Origin of the sequence: Streptomyces sp. NBC_00525 (assembly GCF_036346595.1) — a bacterium.
Taxonomy (GTDB): Bacteria; Actinomycetota; Actinomycetes; order Streptomycetales; family Streptomycetaceae; genus Streptomyces.
Genome location: NZ_CP107834.1, coordinates 4,586,671 through 4,612,710 on the forward strand (window position 1 = coordinate 4,586,671; position 26,040 = coordinate 4,612,710).

A 26,040-nucleotide genomic window follows, 5' to 3' on the forward strand; every position below is an offset into this window, starting at 1 on the left:
CCCCCCAATCCCCCGCACCGGCAGCCCGCCGTCGGCCCCATGGCGGAGGCGGTGCGCGATGAGGGTGCTGCTGCTCGGAGCCAACGGATTCATCGGCCGGTTCGTGGCCGACCGGCTGCTCGCCGACCCCGCCGTCCACCTCACGGCACTCGGCCGCGGCGACGACGCCGACGTACGGTTCGACCTCGCGACCGGCAGCCCCGGAGCGCTCACCCGCTTCCTGGACGCCGTCCACCCCGGAGTCGTCGTCAACTGCGCCGGGGCGACCCGCGGCGGCGCCCGCGACCTGACCCGGCACAACACCGTCGCCGTCGCCACCGTCTGCGAGGCGATGCGGCGCAGCCGCTGCACCGCCCGGCTGGTCCAGGTCGGCTGCGCGTCGGAGTACGGCCCCTCCCAGCCCGGCTCCTCCACGGCGGAGGACGCCATCCCGCGCCCCGGCGGCCCGTACGGCGTCAGCAAGCTCGCCGCCACCGAGCTGGTCCTGGGCTCCGGCCTGGACGCGGTCGTGCTGCGGGTCTTCTCCCCGGTCGGCCCCGGCACCCCGGCGGGCTCCCCGCTCGGCCGGCTCGCCGAGGCGATGCGCCGCACCATGCAGTCCGGCGACGGCGAGCTGAAGCTCAGCGGCCTCGGCGTGCAGCGCGACTTCGTGGACGTACGCGATGTGGCGCGGGCGGTCCACGCCGCGTCCCTCTCCGCCGCGCAGGGCGTCGTCAACATCGGCACCGGGCGGGCCGTCCGGCTGCGGGACGCGGCGGCCGTCCTCGCCAAGGTCGCCGGATACGCCGGCGCGCTCCACGAGCTGGACACGCCCCCCGCCCGGCTGCCCATCGGCGCCCCCCGGACCTCCGCCGAAGCGGTCATCGAGCACCTCTCGGCCACCCCGTCCCCGTACCCGGACGGCTGCGGCGCCTGGCAGCAGGCCGACGTCCGCACCGCCCGCGACCGGCTCGGCTGGCGCCCCCGGATCAACCTGGAGGAGTCGCTCGCCGACATCTGGATGGAGGCGGCGTGCCGTATCTGACCCGGCCCGGCACCGCCCGGTGCCCCGCCGGCACCGGCGGGCCGGGCCTCGGGATTCCCGGCTACGCGCACCCGCTGCTCGCCCCGGCCGAGTGGGCCGAGCTGACCCGCCCCGGCACCCCGCTGCACTGGGCGGTCCTGGACATCGACAACGGCCCCGGCAGCAGGCCCGACCCGCACTGCCTGGAGGTGGCGGGCAGGCTGCGCAACGCCCGCGCCCGCGCGCTGCACGGCGCGGAGCCGCTGGACACCGTCCGGGCGGCGGGCGGCCGGCTGCTCGGCAGGCTCGACCTCGCGCACGGCGTGCGGCTCTTCGCGGAGCTGCTCGCCGACGCCCGGTCCTTCCTGGACTGGTACCGGGTGGACGGCTTCTACCTGGACCGCTGCCCGTCCGACCGGGGCGAGCTGCCCGGTGTCCGCCGCCTCACCGGCACCCTGCGGGCGCTGCTGGGGACGGACGGCGGGCATCTCGTGCTGGGGCACGACACCCACCCGTACCCCGGCTACGCCGAGACGGGCGACCAGCTCGTCACGTTCCGGGGGGCGTGGAGCGACTACCGCTGGTCGCAGGTGGCGGAGTGGACCGCCGCCTACCCGCCGGAAAGGTTCGCCCACCTCGTGCACGGCGTTCCGCGCACCCATCTGGAGGAGGCGATGCGCATCGCCCGCTGGCAGGGCGCGGCCACGATCTTCTTCACCGACCGGGGCGGCGCCCCTGGCCCCGGAAACGGGCGTGGACAAACCGATCCATTCGCGACACTGCCCAAGTACTGGGACGAAATTGTCTCGCGGATCGGACCCGGTCTCTTGGAATGAGATGGGGCGTGGCAGTGTTACGGGAAGAACAACCGTACGTAGTCGAAGTACGTAGAAACCGACCACCTGCATTGTTGAGGTTCCTGTGTCGCTGCCACCCCTGGTCGAGCCAGCTGCTGAGCTCACCGTCGACGAGGTCCGCAGGTACTCCCGCCACCTGATCATCCCGGACGTCGGGATGGACGGGCAGAAGCGGCTGAAGAATTCGAAGGTGCTCTGTGTCGGCGCCGGCGGCCTCGGCTCGCCGGCCCTGATGTACATGGCCGCCGCCGGTGTCGGCACGCTCGGCATCGTCGAGTTCGACGAGGTCGACGAGTCGAACCTGCAGCGCCAGGTCATCCACAGCCAGGGTGACATCGGCAAGTCGAAGGCGCTGTCGGCCAAGGAGACCGTCCAGGGCATCAACCCCCTGGTCGAGGTGGTCCTTCACGAGGAGCGGCTCGAGGCCGACAACGTGATGGACATCTTCTCCCAGTACGACCTGATCGTGGACGGCACGGACAACTTCGCCACCCGCTATCTCGTCAACGACGCCGCGGTGCTGCTGAACAAGCCCTACATCTGGGGTTCGATCTACCGCTTCGACGGCCAGGCGTCCGTGTTCTGGTCGGAGCACGGTCCCTGCTACCGCTGCCTCTACCCGGAGCCGCCCCCGCCGGGCATGGTTCCGTCCTGCGCCGAGGGCGGCGTCCTCGGCGTCCTCTGCGCCTCCGTGGGCTCGATCCAGGTCAACGAGGCCATCAAGCTGCTCGCCGGCATCGGCGACCCGCTCGTCGGCCGACTGATGATCTACGACGCCCTGGAGATGCAGTACCGCCAGGTCAAGATCCGCAAGGACCCCAACTGCGCGGTCTGCGGCGAGAACCCCACCGTCACCGAGCTCATCGACTACGAGGCCTTCTGCGGCGTCGTGTCCGATGAGGCCCAGGAGGCGGCGGCCGGTTCCACGATCACTCCCAAGCAGCTCAAGGAGTGGATCGACGCCGACGAGAAGATCGAGATCATCGACGTCCGCGAGCCGAACGAGTACGAGATCGTGTCGATCCCGGGCTCCCGGCTCATCCCGAAGAACGAGTTCCTGATGGGCACCGCCCTCCAGGACCTCCCGCAGGACAAGCGCATCGTCTTGAACTGCAAGACGGGTGTCCGCAGTGCGGAAGTTCTGGCGGTCCTCAAGTCGGCGGGCTTCGCCGACGCGGTCCACCTGGGCGGCGGTGTCGTCGGCTGGGTCAACCAGATCGAGCCCGAGAAGCCGATCTACTAGAACGACACGAAGGGGCCGGTCCGCATGCGCGGGCCGGCCCCTTCGGCATGCCGGGAGCGGCTACGAGCAGGTCTTGCCGTCCGCCGGAACCTCCCCGTCCAGGAAGTACGAGTCCACGGTGGCCGTCACACAGCTGTTGCCGCCGTAGGCGCCGTGCCCCTCGCCCTTGTTGGTGAGCAGCACACCGACGCCCTCGCCCAGCTCGTCCGCCATCCGGCGCGCCCCCTCGTACGGCGTCGCCGGGTCGCCCGTGGTGCCCACGACCAGGATCGGACCGGCGCCCGGAGCGCTCGCCTCCGGATCGTCGTGCTCGCCCGCCACCGGCCAGCCCGAGCACCAGCCCGCCGTGTCCCAGGCCAGGAACGGCCCGAACACCGGGGACAGCTTCTCGAACTCGGGCAGCAGCGCCTTCGCCTCGGCGACCGTGGGCCTGGCCCTGCCGTCCGCGCAGGAGATGGCCCGCTGCGAGTGGTTCTGGGTGTCGTAGTGGCCGCTCCCGTCCCGCCCGTTGTACGAGTCGGCGAGCCGGAGCAGCGGGGCGCCGTCGCCGTCCTCGGCCCTTGCCAGGGCGCGGGTGAGCGTGGGCCAGCTCTCCCGGGAGTAGAGGGGGAGCACGATGCCGGTGATCGCCAGCGATTCGTTGAGTTCGCGATCGGTGCCGGTGGGCAGCGGCTTCGCGTCGATCCGCTTCAGCAGGGCGGCCACCCGCCGGGTGCCCGCCTCCGGGTCCTCGCCCCGGTCCGTGAAGTAGTTGTCCAGGGCGCGCTGGAAGCCAATCGTCTGATTGCGCGCGTGCCCGGTGCTGTCGGCGGTCGGGTCGACGACCGCGTCGAAGACCGTACGCCCCACCCTCCGCGGGAAGAGGTGCGCGTACGTGCCGCCCAGCTCGGTGCCGTACGACATCCCGAAGTACGTCAGCTTCTCGTCGCCGAGCACCTGGCGGATCAGGTCCATGTCGCGGGCGGCGTTCACCGTGCCGACGTACGGCAGGACCCGGCCCGACATGCGGGCGCAGCCGGCCCCGAAGTCGGCGCCGTCCTTCATGAACGCCGCCTCCTCGGCCGCCGTGTCCGGGGTCATGTCGACGCCCTGGTACGCGGTGTCCTGATCCTGGTCGTCCCGGCAGCGCACCCCGGCGCTCCGCGCCACCCCGCGCGGATCGAAGCCGACCAGGTCGTAGCGGGTGTTCAGGGTGGTGTACGAGGCGGCGGCGCGCGGGAGTATGGAGACGCCCGAGCCGCCGGGCCCGCCGAAGTTGAACAGCATCGACCCCAGCCGCTTGTCCCGGTCCGTGGCCTCCTTGCGGATCAGCGCGATGCCGAGGGTGTCGCCCTTCGGCTTCGCGTAGTCCAGCGGGACCTCCACCGTGGCGCAGCGCCAGTCGGCGCCGGGTGCCTCGCCGCCCTCGGGGGCCTCGCAGCGCTGCCAGTCCGGGCGCTGCGAGGTGAGCGAGGCGGGCAGCCCGTCCGCGCCGGGCGGGGCGTCCGAGGCCGGCGGGGCGGGCGACGCGGCCGTGCCGCCGCCCTTGTCGTCCGAGCCGCCCTCGCAGCCCGCGAGCACCCCCGTCAGCAGCAGTGCGGCGGTGGCGAGTGCCCCGGCCCGTGCGTGTGCGACCACGTCGTACGTCCTCCCCGTCGAGCGCTGCCGGTACGGCAGTTCGCCCATCGTAGGCGGCGTGCGAGTGGGCGCCTCAGCCGCAGACGGTGCCGTCCGCCGGGACCCGGCCGTCGAGCAGATAGCCGCCGACCGCCTTCTGCACGCAGGCGTCGCCGCTGTTGTACGCGCCGTGCCCCTCGCCCTTGTACGTCAGTTCCACGCCGACGCCCTCGCCCAGTTCCTCGGCCATCGCCTTCGCCCCCGCGTACGGGGTCGCCGGGTCGCCGGTGTTGCCGATGACGAGGATCGGGGCGGAGCCGGCGGCGCTGACGTCGGGGGTCTTCCAGGTGCCCGCGGCGGGCCAGTCGGTGCAGCCCATCAGGCCCCAGCCCAGGTAATCGCCGAAGACGGGCGACGCCTCCCGGAAGTCGGGCAGCTTCGCCTTCGTCTGCTCCACGGTGAACCGCTCGCGCGAGTCGGCGCAGGTGATCGCGGTGTAGGCGGCGGCGGAGTTGTCGTAGCGGCCGTCCTCGGAGCGGCCGTTGAGGGAGTCGGCCAGGGCCAGGAGCAGGGAGCCGTTCCCGCCGTCGGCCTCGTCCACACCCTGTTCGAGCAGGGGCCAGGTCTCCTTGGAGTAGAGGGCCGCCGCGATCCCGGTGGTGGCCTGGGTCTCGGTCAGCTTGCGGGCGCCGATGCCCTGGATCGGCTTCTTCTCCAGCCGGTCCAGCAGCTCGGAGATGCCCTGTTCGACCTCCTGCCCGTCGGAGCCGGGCAGCTTGCAGGCGTCGCCCCGGTCCGCGCAGTCCTTCGCGAAGTTGTCCAGGGCGAGCTGGAAGCCCTTGGCCTGGCTGAGCGAGGACTCCTCGGCGTTCTCGGTCGGGTCCACGACCGCGTCGAGCACCGCCCGGCCGACGTTCTTCGGGAACAGGTGCGCGTAGACGCCGCCCAGCTCGGTGCCGTAGGAGATGCCGAAGTAGTACAGCTTCTCGTCGCCGAGCACCTGGCGCATCAGGTCCATGTCGCGGGCGGCGTTGGTGGTGCCGACGTACGGGAGCTGCTTGCCGGACCGCTTGTCGCAGGCGGCGGCGAACTTCTCGGTGTCCCGGACGAACGCCTTCTCCTCCGCCGCGTCGTCGGGGGTGCCGTCCTCCTGGTAGCGGGCGTCGAGCTGCTTGTCGCTCTCGCACTCGACGCCGTCGCTGTTCCCCACGCCGCGCGGGTCGAAGCTCACCAGGTCGTAGCGGGCGCGCAGTTTGTCGTACTCGGTGCCGAACGCGGGCAGGGTGGCGACGCCGGAGCCGCCGGGACCGCCGAAGTTGAAGATCAGGGAGCCGATCCGCTTCCCGGAGCTGATGGCCCTGGCCCGGATGAGCGCGAGTTCGATGGTGTCGCCGGTGGGCTTCGCGTAGTCGAGGGGGACCTTCATGGAGGCGCACTCCCAGTTCGCCCCGCCGGGCAGCGGCGACGGTGGTTTGCCGCCCCCCTGCGCCCGGGAAGGGGCGGGGCACTTCTTCCACGTCAGCTTCTGGTCGGCGAGGCCGGACGGGGTGCCGGTGGCGGCGTTCACCGCGCGGGGTTGCCTTGTCGTCGAGCGGTCGGCCGCTTCCCCGTCACCGCCGTCCGAACAGCCGGCGAGGGGGAGCAGCACGGTCACGGTGGCGGCGAGGGCCGCGGCGCGCAGGGCAGGGGAGGTCCGCATCGCTCCATGCTGCGGTGGTGCCGGGGCGGCCGCACGGGGTGCCGGTCCAAGCGGGTGGCCGGTGCGCCCTTCAGAGTTCGCCCTTGCGCGTGAGGTGGTTGAAGCACAGCCAGCCGGGAAGGACCGGCAGCCACAGGGTCATCAGCCGGAACAGCAGCACGGCCGGAGCGGCGACCTCCTTCGGCAGCCCGACCGCGATCAGACCCAGTGTCAGCGCGCCCTCGACGGCGCCCATACCGCCCGGCGTCGGGGCGGCCGAGCCGAGGGCGTTGCCGGCGAGGAAGACGACCGCGATGCTCGCGTAGCTGAGGTGCGGGGTGTCCGGACCGCTGAACGCGCGGATCGAGGCGTCCAGGCACATCACGAACACGCCGGTCAGCAGGAGCATCCCGCCGATGCCGGTGAGCAGTTTCTGCGGCCGCTGCACGACGTCGAGCATGCGGGGCACGACCCCGGCGAACAGCGACCGGACGCGGGTCACCACGAACTTGCGCAGGAACGGGATCGCGGTGACGACCAGGACCAGCACGGCGACCGTCAGCAGCCCGGCGATCACGGTCCTGGACGGGGTGAGCGAGGAGGGCGTCTTCTCGGTGCCGGTCAGATAGCCGAAGGCGCCGAGCAGCAGGATGTGGCAGCCCAGACCGAACAGCTGCGAGGCGCCCACACTGGCCACCGCGAGGCCCGGCCGCACCCCGGAGCGCTGGAGGAACCGGGTGTTCAGCGCGACCCCGCCGACTGCGGCCGGGGCCACGATCTTCACGAACGACCCGGCGACCTGCGCCAGGACCGTCCTGCCGAACGACACCCGCTCGGGCACGAAGCCCAGCAGGCTCATCGCGGCGGCCACATAGCTCAGCGCCGAGAAGCCCAGCGCGGCGGCCACCCAGCCCCACTCCGCCTGCTCCACGACCGCCCCGAAGTCGGCCTCGGTGACCTGCGAGATCAGGAAGTAGGCGGCGATGGCACCGGCGATGAAGCTGAACAGGGTGCGCGGCTTGATGCGTTCCAGGCGGACCGGCTCGACCGGCGCCTGCGGCCGGATCAGCAGCACCTCGCGGCGGATCTGGGAGAGCAGGTCCTCCTCGCGTGCCTCTTCGAGGGCGTCGTCCATGGCCCGCTTCTCGGCCTGTTTCTCGGTGCGCAGCGACTTGCGGGCCGCCTTGCGGCCGGCGTCCCCGGCCGGATGCGCGTCCTCGGCCCTGGCCCGCTTGGCCGCGCCGGACGCCTCCAGGACGGCGTCGCGCTCGCGCTGGGACCGCTCACGGGCGAGCCGGCGCAGCTGCGCGCGGGTGGAGCGGCTGAGCGCGATGGGCTGGAGCAGCGGCAGGCAGTCGGCGACCGTGTCGGGCCCGAGGACGGCGAGCGCGGCGGCCACGGCCCGCTCCGGGCCCACCCGCAGACCGGTGGTGGTGAGCAGCTGCGCGATGTCCATCCGCAGCACCAGATCACCGGCCGCGATCTCGCCGCCGCGCAGATCGGTGACGAACACCTTGCCGAAACGATCCACCAGGATGGCGTCGCCCGTGAGCCTGCGGTGCGCGATCCGGCGCGACTGGAGGGCCTTCACCTGCTGCCAGGCACCCCGCACCACCTCGTCGGTGATCTCGGCGTCCTCCAGGGCGTCCAGGGACCGGCCGCCGATGTGCTCGTAGACCAGCATCACCGCGTCCGGGCCCAGCTCGCTGGTGGCGATGAGCTTGGGCGCGTTGGCCCCGGCGGCGATCGCCGCGTACGCGAGGAGCGCCTCCTGCTCCAGCGCCTGGCGCAGCGACTGGATGGACCGGCGCTGGGTGAAGCCGCGCAGCGTGAGCCTGCGCCACACCCGGTAGAAGAATCCCTGGGCCTGCTGCTCGCGGTCCACGACGGTCACGTCGAGCGGTGGCCCGTGCTCCAGCGACACCAGATAGCGGCGCCCCCGGTCGCTCTGGTCGCCGGAGTCGGGCGCGTCCTCGGCCCGCATCGCGGTGACCGGCCGGAAGCCCACGTGCCGCAGCCCCGCCATCAGGTGCTGGCCGGTCGGGCGGACATTCGGCGAGCCGACCGCGTACAGCGTGCCGTACGCCACCGTCCAGCCGATCAGCACCGTCAGCACGATGGAGAACGGGGTCGTGTAGCCGCCCACCAGCATCGCGAAGGCGTCCAGCAGCAGCACCACCCACAGCACGACCCGCCAGCGCGGCCGTCTCGCCATGCCGACCGCCGTCATGTACGCGATCACCGGCGCGAGGTAGCCGTGCACCGGATCGGAGAAGGCGTCGCCGGGCTGCGGCTGGGTCAGCGCGTCCTGCACGGTGTCGGAGGCGGACTTGGCGACCCACAGGTCCGTGGCGAGCGTCACGCCGTGCGCCAGCACCGCGGCCAGCACCCCGTCCGCGATCCGCAGTCCGTCGCGTTTGATCAGCCGCTCGATGGCGAAGGCGACCGGCACGAGCAGCACGGCGATGCTGGAGACCAGCCCGGCCAGCTTGATGAGCAGGTCCGGGGCCTGACCCGTCCCCTTGTTGATGTCCTCCTCGAGACCGGTGGTCGTGCCGTGGGCGAAGGCGGCGACGGAGAACAGCACGACGACCGCCAGCACCCCGATGAGCAGGCGCAGCAGGTCGGAGGGGCGGTGCACCCGGGCGGGCAGCAGCGGTTCGTCGCCGGAGACCCGCTCGGCCTGCGCGGCGTCGGCGGAGGCGAGCGTCGAACCCGCGGAGTGCCCGGCGGGACTCTCCGCTTCCTTGTCCGGACGCGGTTCCGCGTCGGAGGCGTCGGCCGCCTTCGGTGGCTGCACGCCCTGCTCCTTCGTCGCCTCTGGTTGGTCTTCGTCTTCTCGTATCACCGGTCACCGCCCGCACGATGGTGGCACGGCCGACGGACGCAGGGGGGCATCAGGGTGCGATGCGGAGGCGTGCGAAGCGCAAGATACGCAACTTTCACGCCGCGCGCACGCTGCGTGTACGCGCGGACACGGCGCCGCCCCGGCTGTCGGTGGCGTACGACAGAATGGGGCGGATGAGCGAACACCCGACGGGCGACGCGCTGCCGGAGTACGCGGAGCGCGTGCTCGACGTCGCCGAACTGATCCCGGCCGGCCGCGTCATGACGTACGGCGACATCGCGGAGTGGCTGGAGGAGGGCGGGCCGCGCCAGGTCGGCCGGGTCATGACGCTGTACGGGGGCGCCGTGCCGTGGTGGCGCGTGGTGCGGTCCGACGGCAGGCTGCTGCCGGGCCACGAGCTGCGCGCCCTGGACCACTACCGCGAGGAGAACACCCCGCTGCGCGAGGCCCCCGCGAGCGCGGAGGGCCACCTCCCGCGCCTGGACATGCGGCGCGCACGGTGGGACGGCGTGACGGGCGGCCCGGCGGACGCGCCCGCCGGCGGTGGAGGAGCTCACACCTGACAGCTTCGGCCATCCGGCGGCGGAACGGGCGCAGCCGGTTCGGCGCGGACGCCGACCCGGCGCGGGGGAGGACCGGCGGGGGGCCGGGCCGTCCGGGGACGGCCGGAGCGGAGCCGCTTCCCGCGAAGAACGTGACGAGCTCCGCAGGCGTCCCGGCGCATTCCGGGGGCGTGCCGGAGTAGCGTCTTCAGTTCGCGGCCGATACCCCGCTCTCACCACCCGTACACCCACCAGGACCGGCGAACCCACGTGAGCACCTCCTCCACCACCCGGCACAGTCCTCACCGTGACGCACGGCCGGGGACCACGGGCCCGTACCGTCTGGTGCGCACCCTGCCGGGTTCGGTGGAGCCCCCTCTCCTGGACGCGGCACAGCGCGCCGTGGTTGACCACCCCGGCGGACCGCTGCTGGTCCTCGCCGGACCGGGTACGGGCAAGACGACCACGCTCGTCGAGGCCGTCGCCGCCCGCATCGCCAAGGGCACCGACCCGGCCCGGGTGCTGGTCCTCACCTTCAGCCGCAAGGCCGCCGTCGAACTGCGCGACCGGATGGCTGCCCGGCTAGGCGCCGCCCGGGGCCCGCAGGCCACCACCTTCCACTCCTTCTGCTACGCCCTCGTCCGCGCCCACCAGGACGCCGACCTCTTCGCGGACCCGCTGCGGCTGCTGTCCGGCCCGGAGCAGGACGTGACCGTCCGCGACCTGCTGGCCGGCCAGCTCGACCTGGAGAAGGAGGGGCGCCCGCACATCCGCTGGCCCGACGAGCTGCGCGCCTGCCTGACCACGCGCGGCTTCGCCGACGAGGTGCGCGCGGTGCTCGCCCGCAGCCGCGAGCTGGGCCTCGGCCCGGACGCCCTCGCCGCCTTCGCCCGGCGCACCGGCCGGCCCGACTGGGGCGCCGCCGCCCGCTTCCTCGCCGAGTACCTCGACGTGCTGGACGCGCAGGGGGTGCTCGACTACGCGGAGCTGGTGCACCGTGCGGTGCTGCTCGCGGAGCGCCCCGAGGTGTCGGCACGGCTCGCCGGGACGTACGACGCGGTCTTCGTCGACGAGTACCAGGACACCGACCCCGCCCAGGTGCGGCTGCTGCACGCGCTGGCCGGCAACCGGGGCAGCGCGCCGGGGGGCGGCGGCGGACGGGACCTGATCGCCTTCGGTGACCCGGACCAGTCGATCTACGCGTTCCGGGGCGCCGATGTGAACGGCATCCTGGACTTCCCCGAGATGTTCCGGCGCGCGGACGGCGCGCCCGCCCCGGTCGGCGTCCTCACCACCTCGCGCCGCTCCGGCGACCGGCTGCTCGCCGCCACCCGGCTGCTCACCCGGCGGATGCCGCTCACCCGGCTGCCCTCGGCGAAGGTCCGGGCCCACCGCGAGCTGGGCGCGGTCCGCGAGGGCGGCGCCGTCGAGGCGTACACCTACCCCACCGCCTCCACGGAGCTGGAGAACATCGCGGACCTGCTGCGCCGCGCGCATCTGGAGGACGGGGTGCCGTGGCACGAGATGGCGGTGCTCGTCCGGGCCGGCGGCCGTACGCTGCCCGCCCTGCGCCGGGCCCTGACCTCGGCGGGCGTGCCGCTGGAGGTGGACGGCGACGACCTGGCCCTGCGCCACGAACCGGCGGTGGGCCCCCTGCTGACGGCGCTGCGCGCGGTGGCGACGGCGGCACTGACGGCCGGAGCCGACCCCTCCGACGACCCCGCCGATGACCTCGCCGACTCCTCCGACCCCGCCCCCTGGCTCGACACCGAGACCGCGCTCACCCTGCTCGCCTCGCCCCTCGGGGCCATGGACGCCGCCGATCTGCGCCGGCTCGGCCGCGCCCTGCGGGACGAGGAGCGGGCGGCCGGCAGCCGGGTTCCCGCGCCCTCCGGCGCCCTGCTGGCCCGCGCGCTCGCCGAACCCGAACGACTCGTCACGCACGACCCGTCGTACGCGCGCGGCGCCCAGCGGCTCGGCGCGCTGCTGCGTACCGCCCGCGAACTGCTGGAAGCGGGCGGCACGGCGGAGGAGGCCCTGTGGGCGCTGTGGTCCGGCACCCCCTGGCCGGACCGGCTGGAGCGCGCGGCCCTGCGCGGCGGCGCCGCCGGGCGCAACGCGGACCGGGACCTCGACGCGGTGTGCGCCCTGTTCGACACGGCCGCCCGCGCCGAGCAGCGCACCGGCGGCCGGGGCGCGCTCAACTTCCTGGAGGAGGTGGACGCCCAGGACATCGCGGCCGACACCCTCTCCCGGCGCGTGGTGCGGCCCGACGCCGTACGGCTGATGACCGCCCACCGCTCCAAGGGCCTGGAATGGCGCCTGGTCGTCGTCGCCGGTGTGCAGGAAGGGCTCTGGCCGGACCTGCGCCGCCGCGGCTCCCTCCTGGAGGCGGACCGCATCGGCCGCGACGGACTCGCCGAACCCCTCACCCCCGGCGCCCTGCTCGCCGAGGAGCGGCGGCTGTTCTACGTGGCGGCCACCCGCGCCCGTGAACGCCTGGTCGTCACCGCGGTCAAGGCCCCCGCCGACGACGGCGACCAGCCCTCCCGCTTCCTCGCCGAACTCGGCGTCGAACCCAGGGACGTCACCGGCCGCCCGCGCCGCCCGCTGTCCGTCGCCGCGCTCGTCGCCGAACTGCGCGCCACCACCGTCGACCCGGCCGCATCCGCCGCGCTGCGCGAGGAGGCCGCCCGCCGTCTGGCCCGGCTGGCCGCGCTCAGCGACGACGAGGGCCGCCCGCTGGTGCCCGCCGCCCATCCGCACCGCTGGTGGGGCCTGTACGAGCCGACCCGCTCCGCCGTACCGCTGCGCGACCGGGACCGGCCCGTCGCGCTCTCCGGCAGCGCCCTCGACCAGCTCGCCAACACCTGCGCGCTCCAGTGGTTCCTCGGCCGCGAGGTGAAGGCCGACGCGCCCGCGACCGCCGCCCAGGGCTTCGGCAACGTCCTGCACGTGCTGGCCGACGAGGTGGCCTCCGGCCGTACGCCCGCCGATCTGGCCGTCCTCATGGAACGCCTCGAATCGGTCTGGGACGGACTGGTCTTCGACGCCCCCTGGAAGTCGCGGCAGGAGAAGGAACAGGCGCGCGTCGCCCTCGAACGCTTCCTGCGCTGGCACGTCATGGACCGGTCCGGCCGCACCCCCGTCGCCAGCGAGCACGACTTCGACGTGACGCTGGAGGCGGGCGCGTACGAAGTGCGCATCCGGGGCTCCATGGACCGCGTCGAGAAGGACGCCGAGGGCCGCGCCTACGTCGTCGACTTCAAGACCGGCAAGCAGGCCCCGACGAAGGACGAGGTCGACCACCACCCCCAGCTCGCGGTGTACCAGCTCGCCGTGCGGGAAGGCGCGGTCGACGACGTCTTCGGCGGTACGCGGCCCGAGCCGGGCGGCGCCGAACTCGTACAGCTGCGCCAGGCCGCCCCCAAGAAGGAGGGCGGCGACACCGTGCCCAAGGTGCAGGCGCAGACGCCACCGGACTCCGCGTGGATCTCCGACCTGCTGGCCACCGCGGCCGGGCGCGTCCTGGACGAACGGTTCACGCCCACGACCGGCCGGCAGTGCGGGCACTGCGCCTTCAAGGCGTCGTGCAGCGCCCGGCCGGAGGGCCGGCACGTCCTGGAGTAGGTCGCGGCCTACGCCTTGCGGGCCACCAGGCCGTACACACTGACGTCCGCGTCGGTGACGTCGTTGATGTCCCGGTAGCGCGTACGGTCCAGCTCGTCCAGGCCCGCCACGAACTCGGCGTCCGGATACCGGGCCTCCGGCAGGTCCACGACCCGCTCCGGCCGCCAGCGGTGCACGGGCACGATGCCGGGCTCCAGCAGTTCCAGGCCGTTGTCGGTGACGAAGCGCTCCATCTGGGCGTACGAGCGGCGCACCATGGCGAAGCCGCGCTCCTTGAACGCCTTGGTGACGCTGCCGACCTGCTCCTCGTTGAGGTCGGAGCTGACGTTGCTCAGCACCAGGACGCTGCCGGGCGCCAGCGAGTCCACGAGCGTGCGCACCACCGGGTAGGCCGTCTCGTCCTCGATGAAATGGGTCACGGCCGCCAGGACCAGGGCGACCGGGCGGTCGAAGTCGAGCGTGCGCCGGGCGGCCGCCAGAATCCGGTCCGGCTCCCGCAGATCCGCCTCGATGTAGTCGGTGCGGCCCTCGGGACCGCTGGTGAGCAGGGCCTGCGCGTGCACCAGGACGACCGGGTCGTTGTCCACGTAGACCACCCGCGACTCGGGCGCGATGGCCTGCGCGATCTGGTGCACGTTCTGCTGGGTCGGCAGACCGGTGCCGATGTCCAGGAACTGCCGGATGCCGTCGCGGGCCGCGAGGGTCACCGCCCGGCGCATGAAGTCCCGGTTGTGCCGCACGGTGAGGTAGCCGCGCGGATGGGCGGCCAGGGCCATCGACGCCGCCTCGCGGTCGGCCGGATAGTTGTCCTTCCCGCCCAGGAAGACGTCGTAGACCCGCGCGGGGTGCGCCTTCGTCGTATCGATGCGCTTCCTCAGCTCGGTGGCGTCGGGGGCGGATGCGTCGGCGCTCATATGACCGTCCTCATAAGGCTGTTGGTGTGACCAGCAGACAATTTAGACCCGTTCGGATGTGACGGGCGCCACCGCGGCCGGGCCGGTCCGGGAAGTTCTCCGGCTTCGCGGGTTGTCGGCGGCGCCGGTTAGCCTCTGTGGAGTGTCCCCGCGCCTCACCGATCCCGAGCAGCTCAAGGAGCTCCTGGGCATCCCCTTCACCCCGGAGCAGACGGCCTGCATCACCGCGCCGCCCGCCCCGCAGGTGATCGTGGCCGGAGCCGGATCGGGCAAGACCACGGTGATGGCCGCCCGCGTGGTGTGGCTGGTCGGCACCGGCCGGGTCGCCCCCGAACAGGTCCTCGGGCTCACCTTCACCAACAAGGCGGCCGGCGAGCTGGCCGAACGCGTCCGCAAGGCCCTCGTCGCCGCCGGCGTCACCGACCCGGACGCGATCGACCCGGACGATCCGCCCGGCGAACCCGCCATCTCCACGTACCACGCCTTCGCCGGCCGGCTGCTGACCGAGCACGGGCTGCGCATCGGCCTCGAACCGGCCACCCGCCTCCTCGCCGACGCCACCCGCTACCAGCTCGCCGCCCGCGTACTGCGCGAGGCCCCCGGCCCCTACCCGGCCCTGACCAGGTCCTTCCCCACCCTCGTCAGCGACCTCCTCGCCCTCGACGCCGAACTCGCCGAACACCTCGTGGACCCCGAGCGGCTCGACACGTACGACACCGAACTGCTGCGCGCGCTGGAGACCGCGAAGCTCAGCAACGAGGAACTGCGGAAGATCCCCGCGACCGCCGAGGCCCGCCGCGAACTGCTCGCGCTGACCCGGCGCTACCGCGAGGCCAAGCGCAGCCGCGACCTCCTCGACTTCGGCGACCAGATCGCCCTCTCCGCCGAGCTGGCCCTCACCCGCCCCGAGGTCGGCACGATCCTCCGCGACGAGTACCGGGTCGTCCTGCTCGACGAATACCAGGACACCTCCGTCGCCCAGCGCCTGCTGCTCTCCGCCCTCTTCGGCAGCGGCCCCGGCGACGAGCCCACCGGACACGCCGTCACCGCCGTCGGCGACCCCTGCCAGGCCATCTACGGCTGGCGCGGCGCCTCCGTCGCCAACCTCGACGACTTCCCCAGCCACTTCCCGCACGCCGACGGCACCCCCGCCACCCGCTACGCCCTCAGCGAGAACCGCCGCAGCGGCGGCCGCCTCCTCCACCTCGCCAACGGACTCGCCGCCCCCCTGCGCGCCATGCACGAAGGCGTCGAGGCCCTGCGCCCCGCCCCCGGCGCCGAACGCGACGGAATCGTCCGCTGCGCCCTGCTGCCCACCCACACCGAGGAGATCGACTGGCTCGCCGACTCGATCGCCCACCTCGTGCGCACCGGCAAGGCGCCCGGCGAGATCGCCGTCCTGTGCCGCACCGCCGGGGACTTCCCGGAGATCCAGGCGGCGCTGGTCGCCCGCGACATCCCGGTCGAGGTCGTCGGCCTCTCCGGCCTGCTCCACCTCCCCGAGGTCGCCGACCTCGTCGCCGTCTGCGAAGTCCTCCAGGACCCCGGCGCCAACGCCGCCCTGGTCCGGCTGCTCACCGGCCCCCGCTGGCGCATCGGCCCCCGCGACCTGGCCCTGCTCGGCCGCCGGGCCCGCCTCCTCGTCCACCGCGCCACCCACGGCGACGAGGACCACGACCCCGACCGCCGGCTGGCCGAGGCCGTCGAAGGGGTGGACCCGGCCGAGGTGATCTCCCTCGCCGACGCCCTGGACACCTTCCTGGACGGCGGCGGCGACGAGGACGACGGGCTGCCGTTCTCCGCCGAGGCCCGCGTCCGCTTCGCCCGCCTCGCCGCCGAACTGCGCGAGCTGCGCCGCTCCCTCGCCGACCCGCTGATGGACGTCCTGCACCGGGTCCTGGCCACCACCGGCCTGGAGGTCGAGCTGTCCGCGTCCCCGCAGGCCCTCGCCGCCCGCCGCCGCGAGACCCTCGGCAACTTCCTGGACGTCGCCGCCCGCTTCGCCGCCGTGGACGGCGAGGCCACGCTCCTCGCCTTCCTCGGCTTCCTGCGCACCGCCGTCCAGTACGAGAAGGGCCTGGACAACGCGCTGCCCGGCGGCGAGAACACCGTCAAGGTCCTCACCGCCCACAAGTCCAAGGGCCTCGAATGGGACGTCGTCGCCGTGCCCGGACTGGTCACCGGACAGTTCCCCAGCACCAGGTCCCGCGAGGCATGGACAGCCCAGCCCCAGATCCTCCCGCACGCCCTGCGCGGCGACACGGCCACCCTGCCCGCCCTGGACACCTACGACGCCAAGGCCCTCAAGGGCTTCAAGGCGGAGATGAAGGAGCACCAGCACACCGAGGAGCTGCGCCTCGGCTACGTCACCTTCACCCGCCCCCGCACCCTGCTGCTCGGCTCCGGCCACTGGTGGGGCCCCAGCCAGAAGAAGCCGCGCGGCCCGTCCCCCTTCCTCCACGCGCTGTACGAGCACTGCGCCGCCGGACACGGCGAGATCGAGGTCTGGGCCGACGCGCCCGCCGAGACCGACGAGAACCCGCTGTCGGCCGCCGCGTCCGCCGACCAGGCCTGGCCGCTCCCGCTGGACGCCACCGCCCTGGCCCGCCGCAGGGCCGCGGCGGACACCGTCCTGGACCTGCTGTCCGGCCCGGCGCAAGCGGCGCCACCGGCTCCGGACGAGGAACCGTTCCCCGACGACGCCCTCCCCCCGCCGGCCACCCACGTCCCGGCCCCCCGCCCGCCCGCCGACCTCACCCCGGAGGAGGCCCGCACCCTCGCCTCCTGGGACCGGGACCTGGACGCCCTCGCCGGAGAGCTGCGCCGGGCCCGCGCCACCGTGCGCGACGTCCTCGTCCCCGCCTCCCTCTCCGCCACCCAGCTGCTGCGCCTCGCCGACGACCCGGACGCCTTCGCGCGGGAGCTGGCCCGCCCCATGCCCCGCCCCCCGGCGCCGGCCGCCCGCCGCGGCACCCGCTTCCACGCCTGGGTGGAGTCCCGCTTCGAGGAGCTGCCGCTGCCCATGCTCGGCCCCGACGAGCTGCCCGGCGGCGACGAGACGGACGCCGACATCGCCGACGAGCACGACCTCGCCGAGCTCAAGGAGGCCTTCGAGCGCACCCCGTACGCCCGCCGCACCCCGTACCGCGTGGAGACGCCGTTCCAGATCACGCTGGCCGGCCGGGTCGTGCGCGGCCGCATCGACGCGGTGTACCGCACGGGCGACACGTACGAGATCGTCGACTGGAAGACCGGCCGCACCCACACCGCCGACCCGCTCCAGCTCGCCGTCTACCGGCTGGCCTGGGCCGAACTGCACGGGCTGCCGCTCGACGAGGTCACCGCCACCTTCCTCTTCGTGCGCACCGGGGAGGCCGTCCGCCCGGCCTCGCTGCCCGGCCGCAGGGAGCTGGAGCGCATCCTCCTGGACGAGCCACCTCCCTCGGCCCGATAAGCTGAAGGTCATGAGCGACACCCCGGACAGCGCCGTCCGTACGTACACCGAGCAGCACCGCACAGCCTTCCTCGACGACCTCGCCGAGTGGCTGCGCATCCCCTCCGTGTCCGCCCAGCCGGAGCACGAGGGCGACGTACGGCGCAGTGCCGAGTGGCTGTCCGCGAAGCTGAAGGAGACCGGTTTCCCGGTCACCGAGATCTGGGAGACCGACGGGGCGCCCGCCGTCTTCGCCCACTGGCCGTCCGACGACCCGGCCGCCCCCACCGTCCTCGTGTACGGACACCACGACGTCCAGCCCGCCGCCCGCGAGGACGGCTGGAGCAGCGAACCGTTCGAACCGGTGATCCGCGACGGCCGGATGTACGGGCGCGGCGCCGCCGACGACAAGGGCCAGGTGTTCTTCCACACCCTCGGCGTCCGGGCCCACCTCGCCGCCACCGGCCGCACCGGCCCGGCCGTGCACCTCAAGCTCGTCGTCGAGGGCGAGGAGGAGTCCGGCTCCCCGCACTTCCGCGACCTGGTCGAGCGGCACGCCGACCGGCTCGCCGCCGATGTCGTGATCGTCTCCGACACCGGCATGTGGAACGAGACCACCCCCACCGTCTGCGTGGGGACGCGCGGCCTCGCCGAGTGCGAGATCGAGCTGCGCGGCCCGGACCAGGACATCCACTCGGGCTCGTTCGGCGGCGCCGTCCCCAACCCGGCCACCGAGATCGCCCGCCTCGTCGCCGCGCTCCACGACGCGGACGGGCGGGTCGCGATCCCCGGCTTCTACGACGGCGTGACCGAACTCACCGCCACCGAACGCGCCCTCCTCGCCGAGCTGCCCTTCGACGAGGCCGACTGGCTGCGCACCGCCAAGTCCCGTGCCGCGTCCGGCGAGGCCGGATACTCCACGCTGGAGCGGATCTGGGCCCGCCCGACCGCCGAGGTCAACGGCATCGGCGGCGGCTACCAGGGCGCCGGCAGCAAGACCATCATCCCCTCGTCCGCCCGCGCCAAGATCAGCTTCCGCCTGGTCGCCGGCCAGGAACCCGACCGCGTCGAGCGGGCCGTCCGCGCCTGGGCCGAGGGCCGCACCCCGGCCGGGACCGACCTGCGGATCACCTTCCTGCCCGCCATCCGCCCCTGCCTGACGCCCCTGGACCACCCGGCGCTCCAGGCCGTGGCCCGCGCCATGGGCAGGGCGTTCGACCGGAAGGTCCTCTTCACCCGCGAAGGGGGCTCCGGACCCGCCGCCGACCTCCAGGACGTGCTCGGCGCGCCCGTCCTCTTCCTCGGCATCTCCGTACCGTCCGACGGCTGGCACGCCCCCGACGAGAAGGTCGAACTGGACCTGCTGTTCAAGGGCGTCGAGACCGCGGCCCACCTCTGGAGCGACCTGGCGGCCGCCCTCCGCTGAATTCTCTGAACGCCCGACCGGGGGAGTAGGAAGCACCTGTGAGCACCTTCGACATCGCCACACCGGACCGGCCCATCGGTCTGACCGCGCCGAGCGGCATCGACCGCGCGGCGCACCACCGCCTCGACGAGGCATGGCTGTCAGCCGCGTGGAGCCACCCGACGACCAGGGTCTTCGTCGTCTCCGGCGGACAGGTGCTGATCGACGACACCGACGACGGCACCGAGCTGGTGATGACGCCGGCCTTCGAGGCACCCGTCACCGAGACCCACCGCTACTTCCTCGGCACCGACGCGGACGGCGTCAGCTACTTCGCGCTCCAGAAGGACACCCTGCCCGGCCGCATGGACCAGTCGGCGCGCCCGGCCGGGCTGCGCGAGGCGGGGCTGCTCCTCGGCCCGCGCGACGCCGCCCTGATGGCCCACGCGGTGGCCCTGGAGAACTGGCAGCGGCTGCACCGCTTCTGCTCCCGCTGCGGCGAGCGCACGGTGATCGCGGCGGCCGGCCACATCCGCCGCTGCCCGGCCTGCGGCGCCGAGCACTACCCGCGCACCGACCCGGCGGTCATCATGCTCGTCACCGATGACCAGGACCGCGCCCTGCTCGGCCGCCAGGTGCACTGGCCGGAGGGCCGCTTCTCCACGCTCGCCGGATTCGTCGAGCCCGGCGAGTCGATCGAGCAGTCCGTGGCCCGCGAGGTCTTCGAGGAGGCCGGCATCACCGTCGGCGAGGTCGAGTACGTCGCCAGTCAGCCCTGGCCCTTCCCGTCCAGCCTGATGCTGGGCTTCATGGCCCGCGCCGCGACGTACGAGATCAACGTGGACGGCGAGGAGATCGAGGAGGCGCGCTGGTTCTCCCGCGAGGAGATGACCGCCGCCTTCGAGTCGGGCGAGATGCTGCCGCCCTTCGGCATCTCGATCGCCTCCCGGCTGATCGAGCTGTGGTACGGCAAGCCCCTCCCGAAGCCGGTGCGTGCCGGGGCCTGACCCCGCCCGGACACGACACCGCCCCCGCCGGTACGCGACCGGAGGGGGCGGGATGCGCGGGCGCGGGGATCAGGCCCCGAGGGCCTGCTTCACCTGGGCCAGGCTCGGGTTGGTCATGACGACGTCCCCGCCGCCGTTCTCGGGAACCACCAGGACGGTCGGAACCGTCTGGTTTCCGCCGTTGGCCTTCTCGACGAACGCCGCCGACTCCGGGTCCTGCTCGATGTTGATCTCGGTGTAGGCGATGCCCTCGCGGTCCATCTGGCCCTTCAGCCGACGGCAGTAGCCGCACCACGTGGTGCTGTACATCGTCACAGTGCCCGGCATGTCTTCGCGCTCCTCTGTCTCATCGGTCCCGGCCCGTCCGTCACACCCGGCTGCCCCGGATGGCACGTCGGATGTGTCACACGGGGGCGGGGCGTGCGGTGCCGCACGTCAGGAGAACGTACGGCGTCCACCCACCATTCCCGGCACCGCGGGTCGGCTCCGCGCCGGTACGAGGCCGGCTCAGCATCGGTACGACAATCACCTCGCCCCTGTGGACGACCGCCGCGCCCGCCCCGTACGACCTGGCAGCATGGCGGGGTGACATCAGCAACGCACTCCACCCTCTTCCCACGTGTCCCGGACACCGCGGACGCCGTCCTGGAAGGGCTCGACCCCGAGCAGCGCGAGGTCGCCACGGCCCTGCACGGCCCGGTGTGCGTGCTGGCCGGGGCCGGTACGGGTAAGACGCGGGCCATCACGCACCGCATCGCGTTCGGGGTACGCGCGGGGATTCTCCAGCCGTCGAGCGTGCTGGCCGTCACCTTCACCAACCGGGCGGCCGGGGAGATGCGCGGCCGGCTCCGCCAGCTGGGCGCCGGAGGTGTGCAGGCCCGCACCTTCCACTCCGCGGCGCTGCGACAGCTCCAGTACTTCTGGCCGAAAGCGGTCGGTGGCGAGCTGCCCCGGCTCCTCGAACGCAAGGTGCAACTGGTGGCCGAGGCGGCGGCCCGCTGCCGGCTCCGGCTCGACCGCAACGAGCTGCGCGACGTCACCGGCGAGATCGAGTGGGCCAAGGTCACCCGGACCGTCCCCGCCGACTACCCGGCCATGGTCGCCAAGGCCCAGCGCGAGGCCCCGCGCGACCCGGCGGAGATCGCCAAGGTCTACGAGACGTACGAGGAGCTGAAGCGCGAGCGCACGGTGATCGACTTCGAGGACGTCCTGCTCCTCACCGTCGGCATCCTCCAGGACCGGCACGACATCGCCGACCACGTACGCCGCCAGTACCAGCACTTCGTCGTGGACGAGTACCAGGACGTCAGCCCGCTCCAGCAGCGGCTGCTCGACCTCTGGCTCGGCGACCGGGACAGCCTCTGCGTCGTCGGCGACGCCGGGCAGACCATCTACTCCTTCACCGGCGCCACCCCCGAGCACCTGCTCGACTTCCGTGTCCGCCACCCCGGCGCCACCGTCGTCAAGCTCGTCCGCGACTACCGCTCCACCCCGCAGGTCGTCCGCCTCGCCAACGGGGTGCTCGCCCAGGCCACTGGCCGCGCCGCCAAACACCGGCTCGACCTGGTCTCGCAGCGCGACGGCGGCCCCGAGCCCGCCTTCGTGGAGTACGCGGACGAGCCCGCCGAGGCCGAGGGGACCGCCCGCCGCGTCCGCGACCTGATCGCCGCGGGCGTCCCGGCCGGCGAGATCGCGGTGCTCTACCGGGTCAACGCCCAGTCCGAGGTGTACGAACAGGCCCTGGCGGACGCCGGGGTGCCCTACCAGCTCCGGGGCGCCGAGCGGTTCTTCGAGCGCCCGGAGGTCCGCGAGGCGGGCGTCGCCCTGCGCGGCGCGGCCCGCGCCGGGGGCAACGACCCCCTCCTGGACCACGCGGACGGGCTGTCCGCCGAGGTCCGGGCCGTGCTGTCCACGAAGGGCTGGCACGGCGAGCCGCCCGCCGGGTCCGGAGCGGTGCGGGACCGCTGGGAGTCCCTGGCCGCCCTGGTCCGCCTCGCGGAGGACTTCGAACGGGCCAAGCCGGGGGCGACCCTCTCCGACCTGGTGGCCGAGCTGGACGAACGGGCCGCCGCCCAGCACGCCCCCACCGTCCAGGGCGTCACCCTGGCCTCGCTGCACTCGGCGAAGGGCCTGGAATGGGACGCCGTGTTCCTGGTCGGGCTGACCGAGGGCATGATGCCGATCACCTACGCCAAGACGCCGGAGCAGATCGAGGAGGAGCGCCGCCTGCTCTACGTCGGCGTCACCCGCGCCCGGCTCCACCTCACCCTTTCGTGGTCCCTGTCCCGGTCGCCCGGCGGCCGCCCCGGACGGCGGCCCACCCGCTTCCTGAACGGGCTGCGCCCCGGCTCCACGGGCCCCGGCGGCCGGAGCACGGCGGGCGCGCAGGGGGGCGCGGGCGTCTGGAGCGGCAGCGGCTCCCCGGCAGGCTCCGGGAGCGACGGCCGGCCGGCCGCGGCCCGGCGCAGGGCCAGGGGGCCCGCCCGGTGCCGGGTCTGCGGCAAGACCCTCACGGTCGCCGGCGAGATGAAGCTGATGCGCTGTGACGACTGCCCCTCCGACATGGACGAGGCGCTGTACGAGCGGCTGCACGACTGGCGGGCGGCCCGCGCAAAGGAGATCGGCCAGCCAACCTACTGCGTGTTCACCGACCGCACCCTGATGGCCATCGCGGAGGCGGTGCCGGGCACGGAGGGCGAGCTGGCCGTGATCTCCGGGGTCGGCGCGCGGAAGCTGGGCCGCTTCGGCGCCGCCGTTCTGGACATCTGCGCAGGTGGCGACGGACGCACGGACGGCACGGATGGTTGCGGCGAAACGTGAGAAAAACTCGTCGGAAAAATAGTTTGCGCCCGCCCCAGTGGTCACCATAGGTTCTTAACCACGGAAACAGCGGCTTCTCTGGAGCCCTGGCTCTGTGCTGTACTTATCCGAATACGCAGGACCGGCCCGCCGGTCCCCCGAGACGCCGAGAGGAGGCGATTGAAGTGATCAGCATCATCGAGAACCAGAAAATGACCGATCTCTCGGTCGTCTCCGCCTGCTCGCTCGGCGATCTCGCCCGCTCCTCGAAGTCCTCCCTGCGCGCCACCGGTGTGTCCGGCATCTTTGCCGTCGCTCCGATGTCCCTGGCCGGTCTTCCCGTGCGGGAGCGCAATGAGCGACCGACCCAGGCACCGGCAGCAGCAGTAGCGAAGGGACAGGCCCCGGCCTATGCCTTTGCGGCCGTCGGTGCGGGAGCGGAAGCCGGCGTCACCGAGCAGACGAAGCAGCACCACACGATGTGGGCCTTCCGTGGGCCTGAACCCTGGAGTGATCCAGCCTGATCAAGATCAGGCCGGCGCCTTCAGGGCCGCGGAACCCCACTCGGGAACCGCGGCCCTTTTGTTTTGTCCCAACGGACGAGACGACGTGAAGGAGCCTCGGGAAAGCAGGACCTGGTACCCAGCCGCCCCCCGGCCAACAGGCCGGAAACGACCAGACGAGGACACCACCACCGTGCAACTCGACACGCACGCCCCGTCCGTACCGCCTTCCGACACGATCTCCCCGCCCGGCCTCACGGAGGACTCCACCTTGACCCCCCTCACCGCGCTCACCGCGCTCGACGACGCCATCGAGAACCTCGGCGTGCCAGTGCCCTGCCGTGCCTACGACCCGGAGGTCTTCTTCGCCGAGTCCCCGGCCGACGTCGAGTACGCCAAGTCCCTCTGCCGCACCTGCCCGCTCGTCGCGGCCTGCCTCGCCGGCGCCAAGGAGCGCCGCGAGCCGTGGGGTGTCTGGGGCGGCGAGCTGTTCATCCAGGGCGTCGTCGTCGCCCGGAAGCGGCCGCGGGGCCGTCCGCGCAAGAACCCGGTCGCAGCGTGACCGCCGATCTGGGGGTCCCGGCCCCCAAGCCCATGAAGCGCATCGGAACCATCGACCGTCCCCTCACCCGCGATCCCCGAAACCAGGCCCCCATGTCCCTCCCCACCGCCGAGCCCGCAGGCTCCGCGACCCAAGACGTCACCATCATCGGCGCGAGCGACTCGCGTCAGAACAGGACCCGCGAAATGCAACTCATCCCAGAAGCCCTGGCGCGTGCGCATATGCACGACCGCATGCGTGAAGCCGACGCGGACCGCCAGGCCGTGCGCCTGATCTCTGCGCGGCGGATGCAGCGCCGGGCGGAGCGCGCCTCGATGCGCGCCCGCCGGGCGCTGGCCATGGCCGTCATGCACTGAGCAGACGGCCGGCCACGGAGGCTCCCGCCGGAGCGCAGCCGCTCTCTGCGCCCCGGCGGGTCACACACCTCCGGCGACACCACGCATCGGTACCCCTGCCTCGGGGCCGGTCCCTCCACGGGGACCGGCCCCGAGGCCGTTTCTGGACGCCCCCGCTAGCCCGCGTCCACGGCTTCGGCCGAAGTGTCCTCCGCGCCCGTGTCCTGTTGCGCGGGCAGGCTCTCCCGCGCTCCCGCACGGTCCTCCTCGGCGTCCTCCGGCGGCAGGAAGCCCGGCAGCCAGGACTCCAGTTCGTCGCGCAGCCGGACCGTCGCACCCAGCTGGCACAGCACCCCGATCGTGCTCAGCGTCACCCGGTGTATCAGCAGATACGACGGCGGCAGGTTCAGCTGCTTGCCCAACTGGTGGGCGGGGGAGCGCGGATCGGCTATCCGCGCGGCCTGATTGCGCATCCAGCCCCGGCTGAACGTGAACTCCTCCACCTTGGCCGGCTCGATGATCGGCAGCAGATAGTCCAGCACCGCGTCCGGCTCCAGGTCGATGGAGTCCTTGACGAACCCCTCCGCCCGCAGCATCTCGTACACCGCGTCCGCGTCGCCCCGCAGCGCCAGGCTCAGCGCGTCCCCGATGGTCTGCGGCAGCCCGCCCGGCAGCCGGTCCACCGTTCCGAAGTCGAGCACTCCCAGCCGCCAGGAACCGGCGTCCCCGGCCTCCGGTTCCTCACCGTCCGCGCCCGCACCGGCCTCCGCGCTCGCACCGGCCTCCTTGGCCACCCCGGCCGGTGGCAGCAGCCGGAAGTTGCCCGGGTGCGGGTCGGCGTGCAGCAGCCCCGTGCGCGCGGGGCCGGAGAAGAGGAACCTGGCCAGCAACTGGCCGGCCCGGTCGCGCTGCTCGGCCGTACCCCCGGCGATCACCTCGGCCAGCGGCACACCGTCGATCCACTCGGTGACCAGCACCTGCGTGGACTGGTGGACCACCTCGGGCACCACCACATCGGGGTCGTCCGCGAACTCCTCGGCGTGCGCCCGCTGGGAGAGGGCCTCCTGCTCGTAGTCCAGCTCCTCCGAGACCCGGTCGCGCAGCTCGGTGATCAGCGGCTTGATGTCCATGCCCGGCACCAGCGGGCCCAGCAGCCGGGCGAACCGGCTGAGCTGCGTCAGGTCCGACAGGAGCGCCTCGCCCGCGCCGGGGTACTGCACCTTCACGGCCACGTCCCGGCCGTCGTGCCACACCGCCCGGTGCACCTGGCCGATCGAGGCGGCGGCCGCGGGCTTGTCGTCGAAGGTCAGGAACAGCTCGCGCCACTCCTCGCCCAGCCGCTCCGCCAGCACCGCGTGCACCGTGGCACTCGGCATGGGCGGGGCCGCCTCCTGGAGCTTGGTCAGGGCCGCGCGGTAGGGCCCCGCGACCTCCTCGGGCAACGCGGACTCGAAGACGGACAGGGCCTGGCCCAGTTTCATCGCCCCGCCCTTCAGCTCCCCGAGGACCTTGAAGAGCTGGTCGGCGGTGCGCTGCTGCACCTCCCGCGCCACCAGCTCCGCCGACTTGCCGCCGATGCGCTTGCCCAGGCCCCAGGTGGCGCGGCCCGCGAACCCCAAAGGCAGCGCGGCCAGCTTGGCGGTACGGGTGACCGCCTTCCGGGGAAGATCAGACATATGCCCCTC

The 26,040-nt window shown here is 73.3% G+C and carries 18 protein-coding genes; 12 read left to right on the plus strand and 6 right to left on the minus strand.

Annotated elements, in window-relative coordinates; genetic code table 11:
• Positions 1 to 58: 58 nt before the first annotated feature.
• From OG710_RS20570 to moeZ, 3 genes are all read left to right on the plus strand, one after another.
• On the plus strand, positions 59 to 1,024 hold the full coding sequence (locus OG710_RS20570) for an NAD-dependent epimerase/dehydratase family protein (RefSeq protein ID WP_111338036.1): 966 nt from the start codon (positions 59 to 61) through the stop codon (positions 1,022 to 1,024).
• Positions 1,012 to 1,839: a spherulation-specific family 4 protein gene (locus OG710_RS20575; protein ID WP_330240638.1), complete on the plus strand. Its 828-nt coding sequence runs from the start codon at positions 1,012 to 1,014 to the stop codon at positions 1,837 to 1,839. Before OG710_RS20570 ends, OG710_RS20575 begins: the two co-directional genes overlap by 13 nt.
• 85 nt (positions 1,840 to 1,924) lie before the next feature.
• Positions 1,925 to 3,103, plus strand: coding sequence for an adenylyltransferase/sulfurtransferase MoeZ (moeZ, locus tag OG710_RS20580; RefSeq protein ID WP_330240639.1), 1,179 nt, complete (start codon positions 1,925 to 1,927; stop codon positions 3,101 to 3,103).
• 60 nt (positions 3,104 to 3,163) lie between these two features.
• Here the strand turns inward: moeZ and OG710_RS20585 are convergent, their stop codons facing one another.
• The 3 genes from OG710_RS20585 to OG710_RS20595 all read right to left on the minus strand — a co-directional run bounded on the left by OG710_RS20585 (position 3,164) and on the right by OG710_RS20595 (position 9,177).
• A complete protein-coding gene (locus tag OG710_RS20585; protein WP_443064278.1) occupies positions 3,164 to 4,768 on the minus strand; it encodes an alpha/beta hydrolase in 1,605 nt (534 codons plus the stop codon).
• A 25-nt stretch (positions 4,769 to 4,793) separates the two neighbouring features.
• Positions 4,794 to 6,398 (minus strand): alpha/beta hydrolase, encoded by a 1,605-nt coding sequence (locus OG710_RS20590; RefSeq protein ID WP_330240640.1) that lies wholly within the window; start codon positions 6,396 to 6,398, stop codon positions 4,794 to 4,796.
• Positions 6,399 to 6,468: 70 nt separating this feature from the next.
• Positions 6,469 to 9,177, minus strand: a complete 2,709-nt coding sequence (locus OG710_RS20595) for a lysylphosphatidylglycerol synthase domain-containing protein (protein WP_330240641.1) — start codon at positions 9,175 to 9,177, stop codon at positions 6,469 to 6,471.
• Positions 9,178 to 9,398: 221 nt separating this feature from the next.
• Here OG710_RS20595 and OG710_RS20600 point away from each other — a divergent pair, with 221 nt between their 5' ends.
• Together OG710_RS20600 and OG710_RS20605 are read left to right on the plus strand one after the other, a co-directional pair.
• Positions 9,399 to 9,788, plus strand: a complete 390-nt coding sequence (locus OG710_RS20600) for an MGMT family protein (protein ID WP_330240642.1) — start codon at positions 9,399 to 9,401, stop codon at positions 9,786 to 9,788.
• A 249-nt stretch (positions 9,789 to 10,037) separates the two neighbouring features.
• A complete protein-coding gene (locus tag OG710_RS20605) occupies positions 10,038 to 13,397 on the plus strand; it encodes an ATP-dependent helicase (RefSeq protein WP_330240643.1) in 3,360 nt (1,119 codons plus the stop codon).
• 8 nt (positions 13,398 to 13,405) lie between these two features.
• Here the strand turns inward: OG710_RS20605 and OG710_RS20610 are convergent, their stop codons facing one another.
• Positions 13,406 to 14,311, minus strand: coding sequence for an SAM-dependent methyltransferase (locus tag OG710_RS20610; RefSeq protein ID WP_330240644.1), 906 nt, complete (start codon positions 14,309 to 14,311; stop codon positions 13,406 to 13,408).
• A 142-nt stretch (positions 14,312 to 14,453) separates the two neighbouring features.
• Here OG710_RS20610 and OG710_RS20615 point away from each other — a divergent pair, with 142 nt between their 5' ends.
• The 3 genes from OG710_RS20615 to nudC are packed head-to-tail and all read left to right on the plus strand — an operon-like array spanning position 14,454 to position 20,156.
• Positions 14,454 to 17,765, plus strand: coding sequence for a UvrD-helicase domain-containing protein (locus tag OG710_RS20615; RefSeq protein ID WP_330240645.1), 3,312 nt, complete (start codon positions 14,454 to 14,456; stop codon positions 17,763 to 17,765).
• A gap of 10 nt (positions 17,766 to 17,775) precedes the next feature.
• The gene (locus OG710_RS20620; protein ID WP_330240646.1) at positions 17,776 to 19,170 is read left to right on the plus strand and encodes a dipeptidase; all 1,395 of its coding nucleotides are present in this window, start codon (positions 17,776 to 17,778) and stop codon (positions 19,168 to 19,170) included.
• A 38-nt stretch (positions 19,171 to 19,208) separates the two neighbouring features.
• Positions 19,209 to 20,156 (plus strand): NAD(+) diphosphatase, encoded by a 948-nt coding sequence (gene nudC / locus OG710_RS20625; protein WP_111338046.1) that lies wholly within the window; start codon positions 19,209 to 19,211, stop codon positions 20,154 to 20,156.
• Between the two features lie 69 nt (positions 20,157 to 20,225).
• Here the strand turns inward: nudC and OG710_RS20630 are convergent, their stop codons facing one another.
• Positions 20,226 to 20,483 (minus strand): mycoredoxin, encoded by a 258-nt coding sequence (locus OG710_RS20630; RefSeq protein WP_073964075.1) that lies wholly within the window; start codon positions 20,481 to 20,483, stop codon positions 20,226 to 20,228.
• Positions 20,484 to 20,741: 258 nt separating this feature from the next.
• Between OG710_RS20630 and OG710_RS20635 the strand changes: the two genes are divergently transcribed.
• From OG710_RS20635 to OG710_RS20650, 4 genes are all read left to right on the plus strand, one after another.
• Entirely contained in the window at positions 20,742 to 22,976 is a 2,235-nt protein-coding gene (locus tag OG710_RS20635; protein ID WP_330240647.1) for an ATP-dependent DNA helicase UvrD2, read from the plus strand.
• A gap of 164 nt (positions 22,977 to 23,140) precedes the next feature.
• Positions 23,141 to 23,479 carry a hypothetical protein gene (locus OG710_RS20640; RefSeq protein ID WP_330240648.1) on the plus strand — a complete coding sequence of 113 codons (339 nt, stop codon included), beginning with the start codon at positions 23,141 to 23,143 and terminating at the stop codon, positions 23,477 to 23,479.
• 172 nt (positions 23,480 to 23,651) lie between these two features.
• Entirely contained in the window at positions 23,652 to 24,020 is a 369-nt protein-coding gene (locus tag OG710_RS20645; RefSeq protein ID WP_330240649.1) for a WhiB family transcriptional regulator, read from the plus strand.
• Positions 24,021 to 24,052: 32 nt separating this feature from the next.
• A complete protein-coding gene (locus tag OG710_RS20650) occupies positions 24,053 to 24,376 on the plus strand; it encodes a hypothetical protein (RefSeq protein WP_199563704.1) in 324 nt (107 codons plus the stop codon).
• 155 nt (positions 24,377 to 24,531) lie between these two features.
• Here OG710_RS20650 and OG710_RS20655 read toward each other — a convergent pair whose 3' ends face one another.
• Positions 24,532 to 26,031, minus strand: a complete 1,500-nt coding sequence (locus tag OG710_RS20655) for an ABC1 kinase family protein (RefSeq protein WP_330240650.1) — start codon at positions 26,029 to 26,031, stop codon at positions 24,532 to 24,534.
• Positions 26,032 to 26,040: the final 9 nt, after the last annotated feature.

Bases quoted from the DNA above. Each gene is read 5' to 3' on its own strand.
- OG710_RS20570 (WP_111338036.1), top strand. From the start codon at position 59: ATGAGGGTGCTGCTGCTCGGAGCCAACGGATTCATCGGCCGGTTCGTG.
- OG710_RS20585 (WP_443064278.1), bottom strand. From the start codon at position 4,768: ATGGGCGAACTGCCGTACCGGCAGCGCTCGACGGGGAGGACGTACGAC.
- OG710_RS20590 (WP_330240640.1), bottom strand. From the start codon at position 6,398: ATGCGGACCTCCCCTGCCCTGCGCGCCGCGGCCCTCGCCGCCACCGTG.
- OG710_RS20600 (WP_330240642.1), top strand. From the start codon at position 9,399: ATGAGCGAACACCCGACGGGCGACGCGCTGCCGGAGTACGCGGAGCGC.
- OG710_RS20610 (WP_330240644.1), bottom strand. From the start codon at position 14,311: ATGAGCGCCGACGCATCCGCCCCCGACGCCACCGAGCTGAGGAAGCGC.
- OG710_RS20620 (WP_330240646.1), top strand. From the start codon at position 17,776: ATGAGCGACACCCCGGACAGCGCCGTCCGTACGTACACCGAGCAGCAC.
- OG710_RS20630 (WP_073964075.1), bottom strand. From the start codon at position 20,483: ATGCCGGGCACTGTGACGATGTACAGCACCACGTGGTGCGGCTACTGC.
- OG710_RS20650 (WP_199563704.1), top strand. From the start codon at position 24,053: ATGAAGCGCATCGGAACCATCGACCGTCCCCTCACCCGCGATCCCCGA.
- OG710_RS20655 (WP_330240650.1), bottom strand. From the start codon at position 26,031: ATGTCTGATCTTCCCCGGAAGGCGGTCACCCGTACCGCCAAGCTGGCC.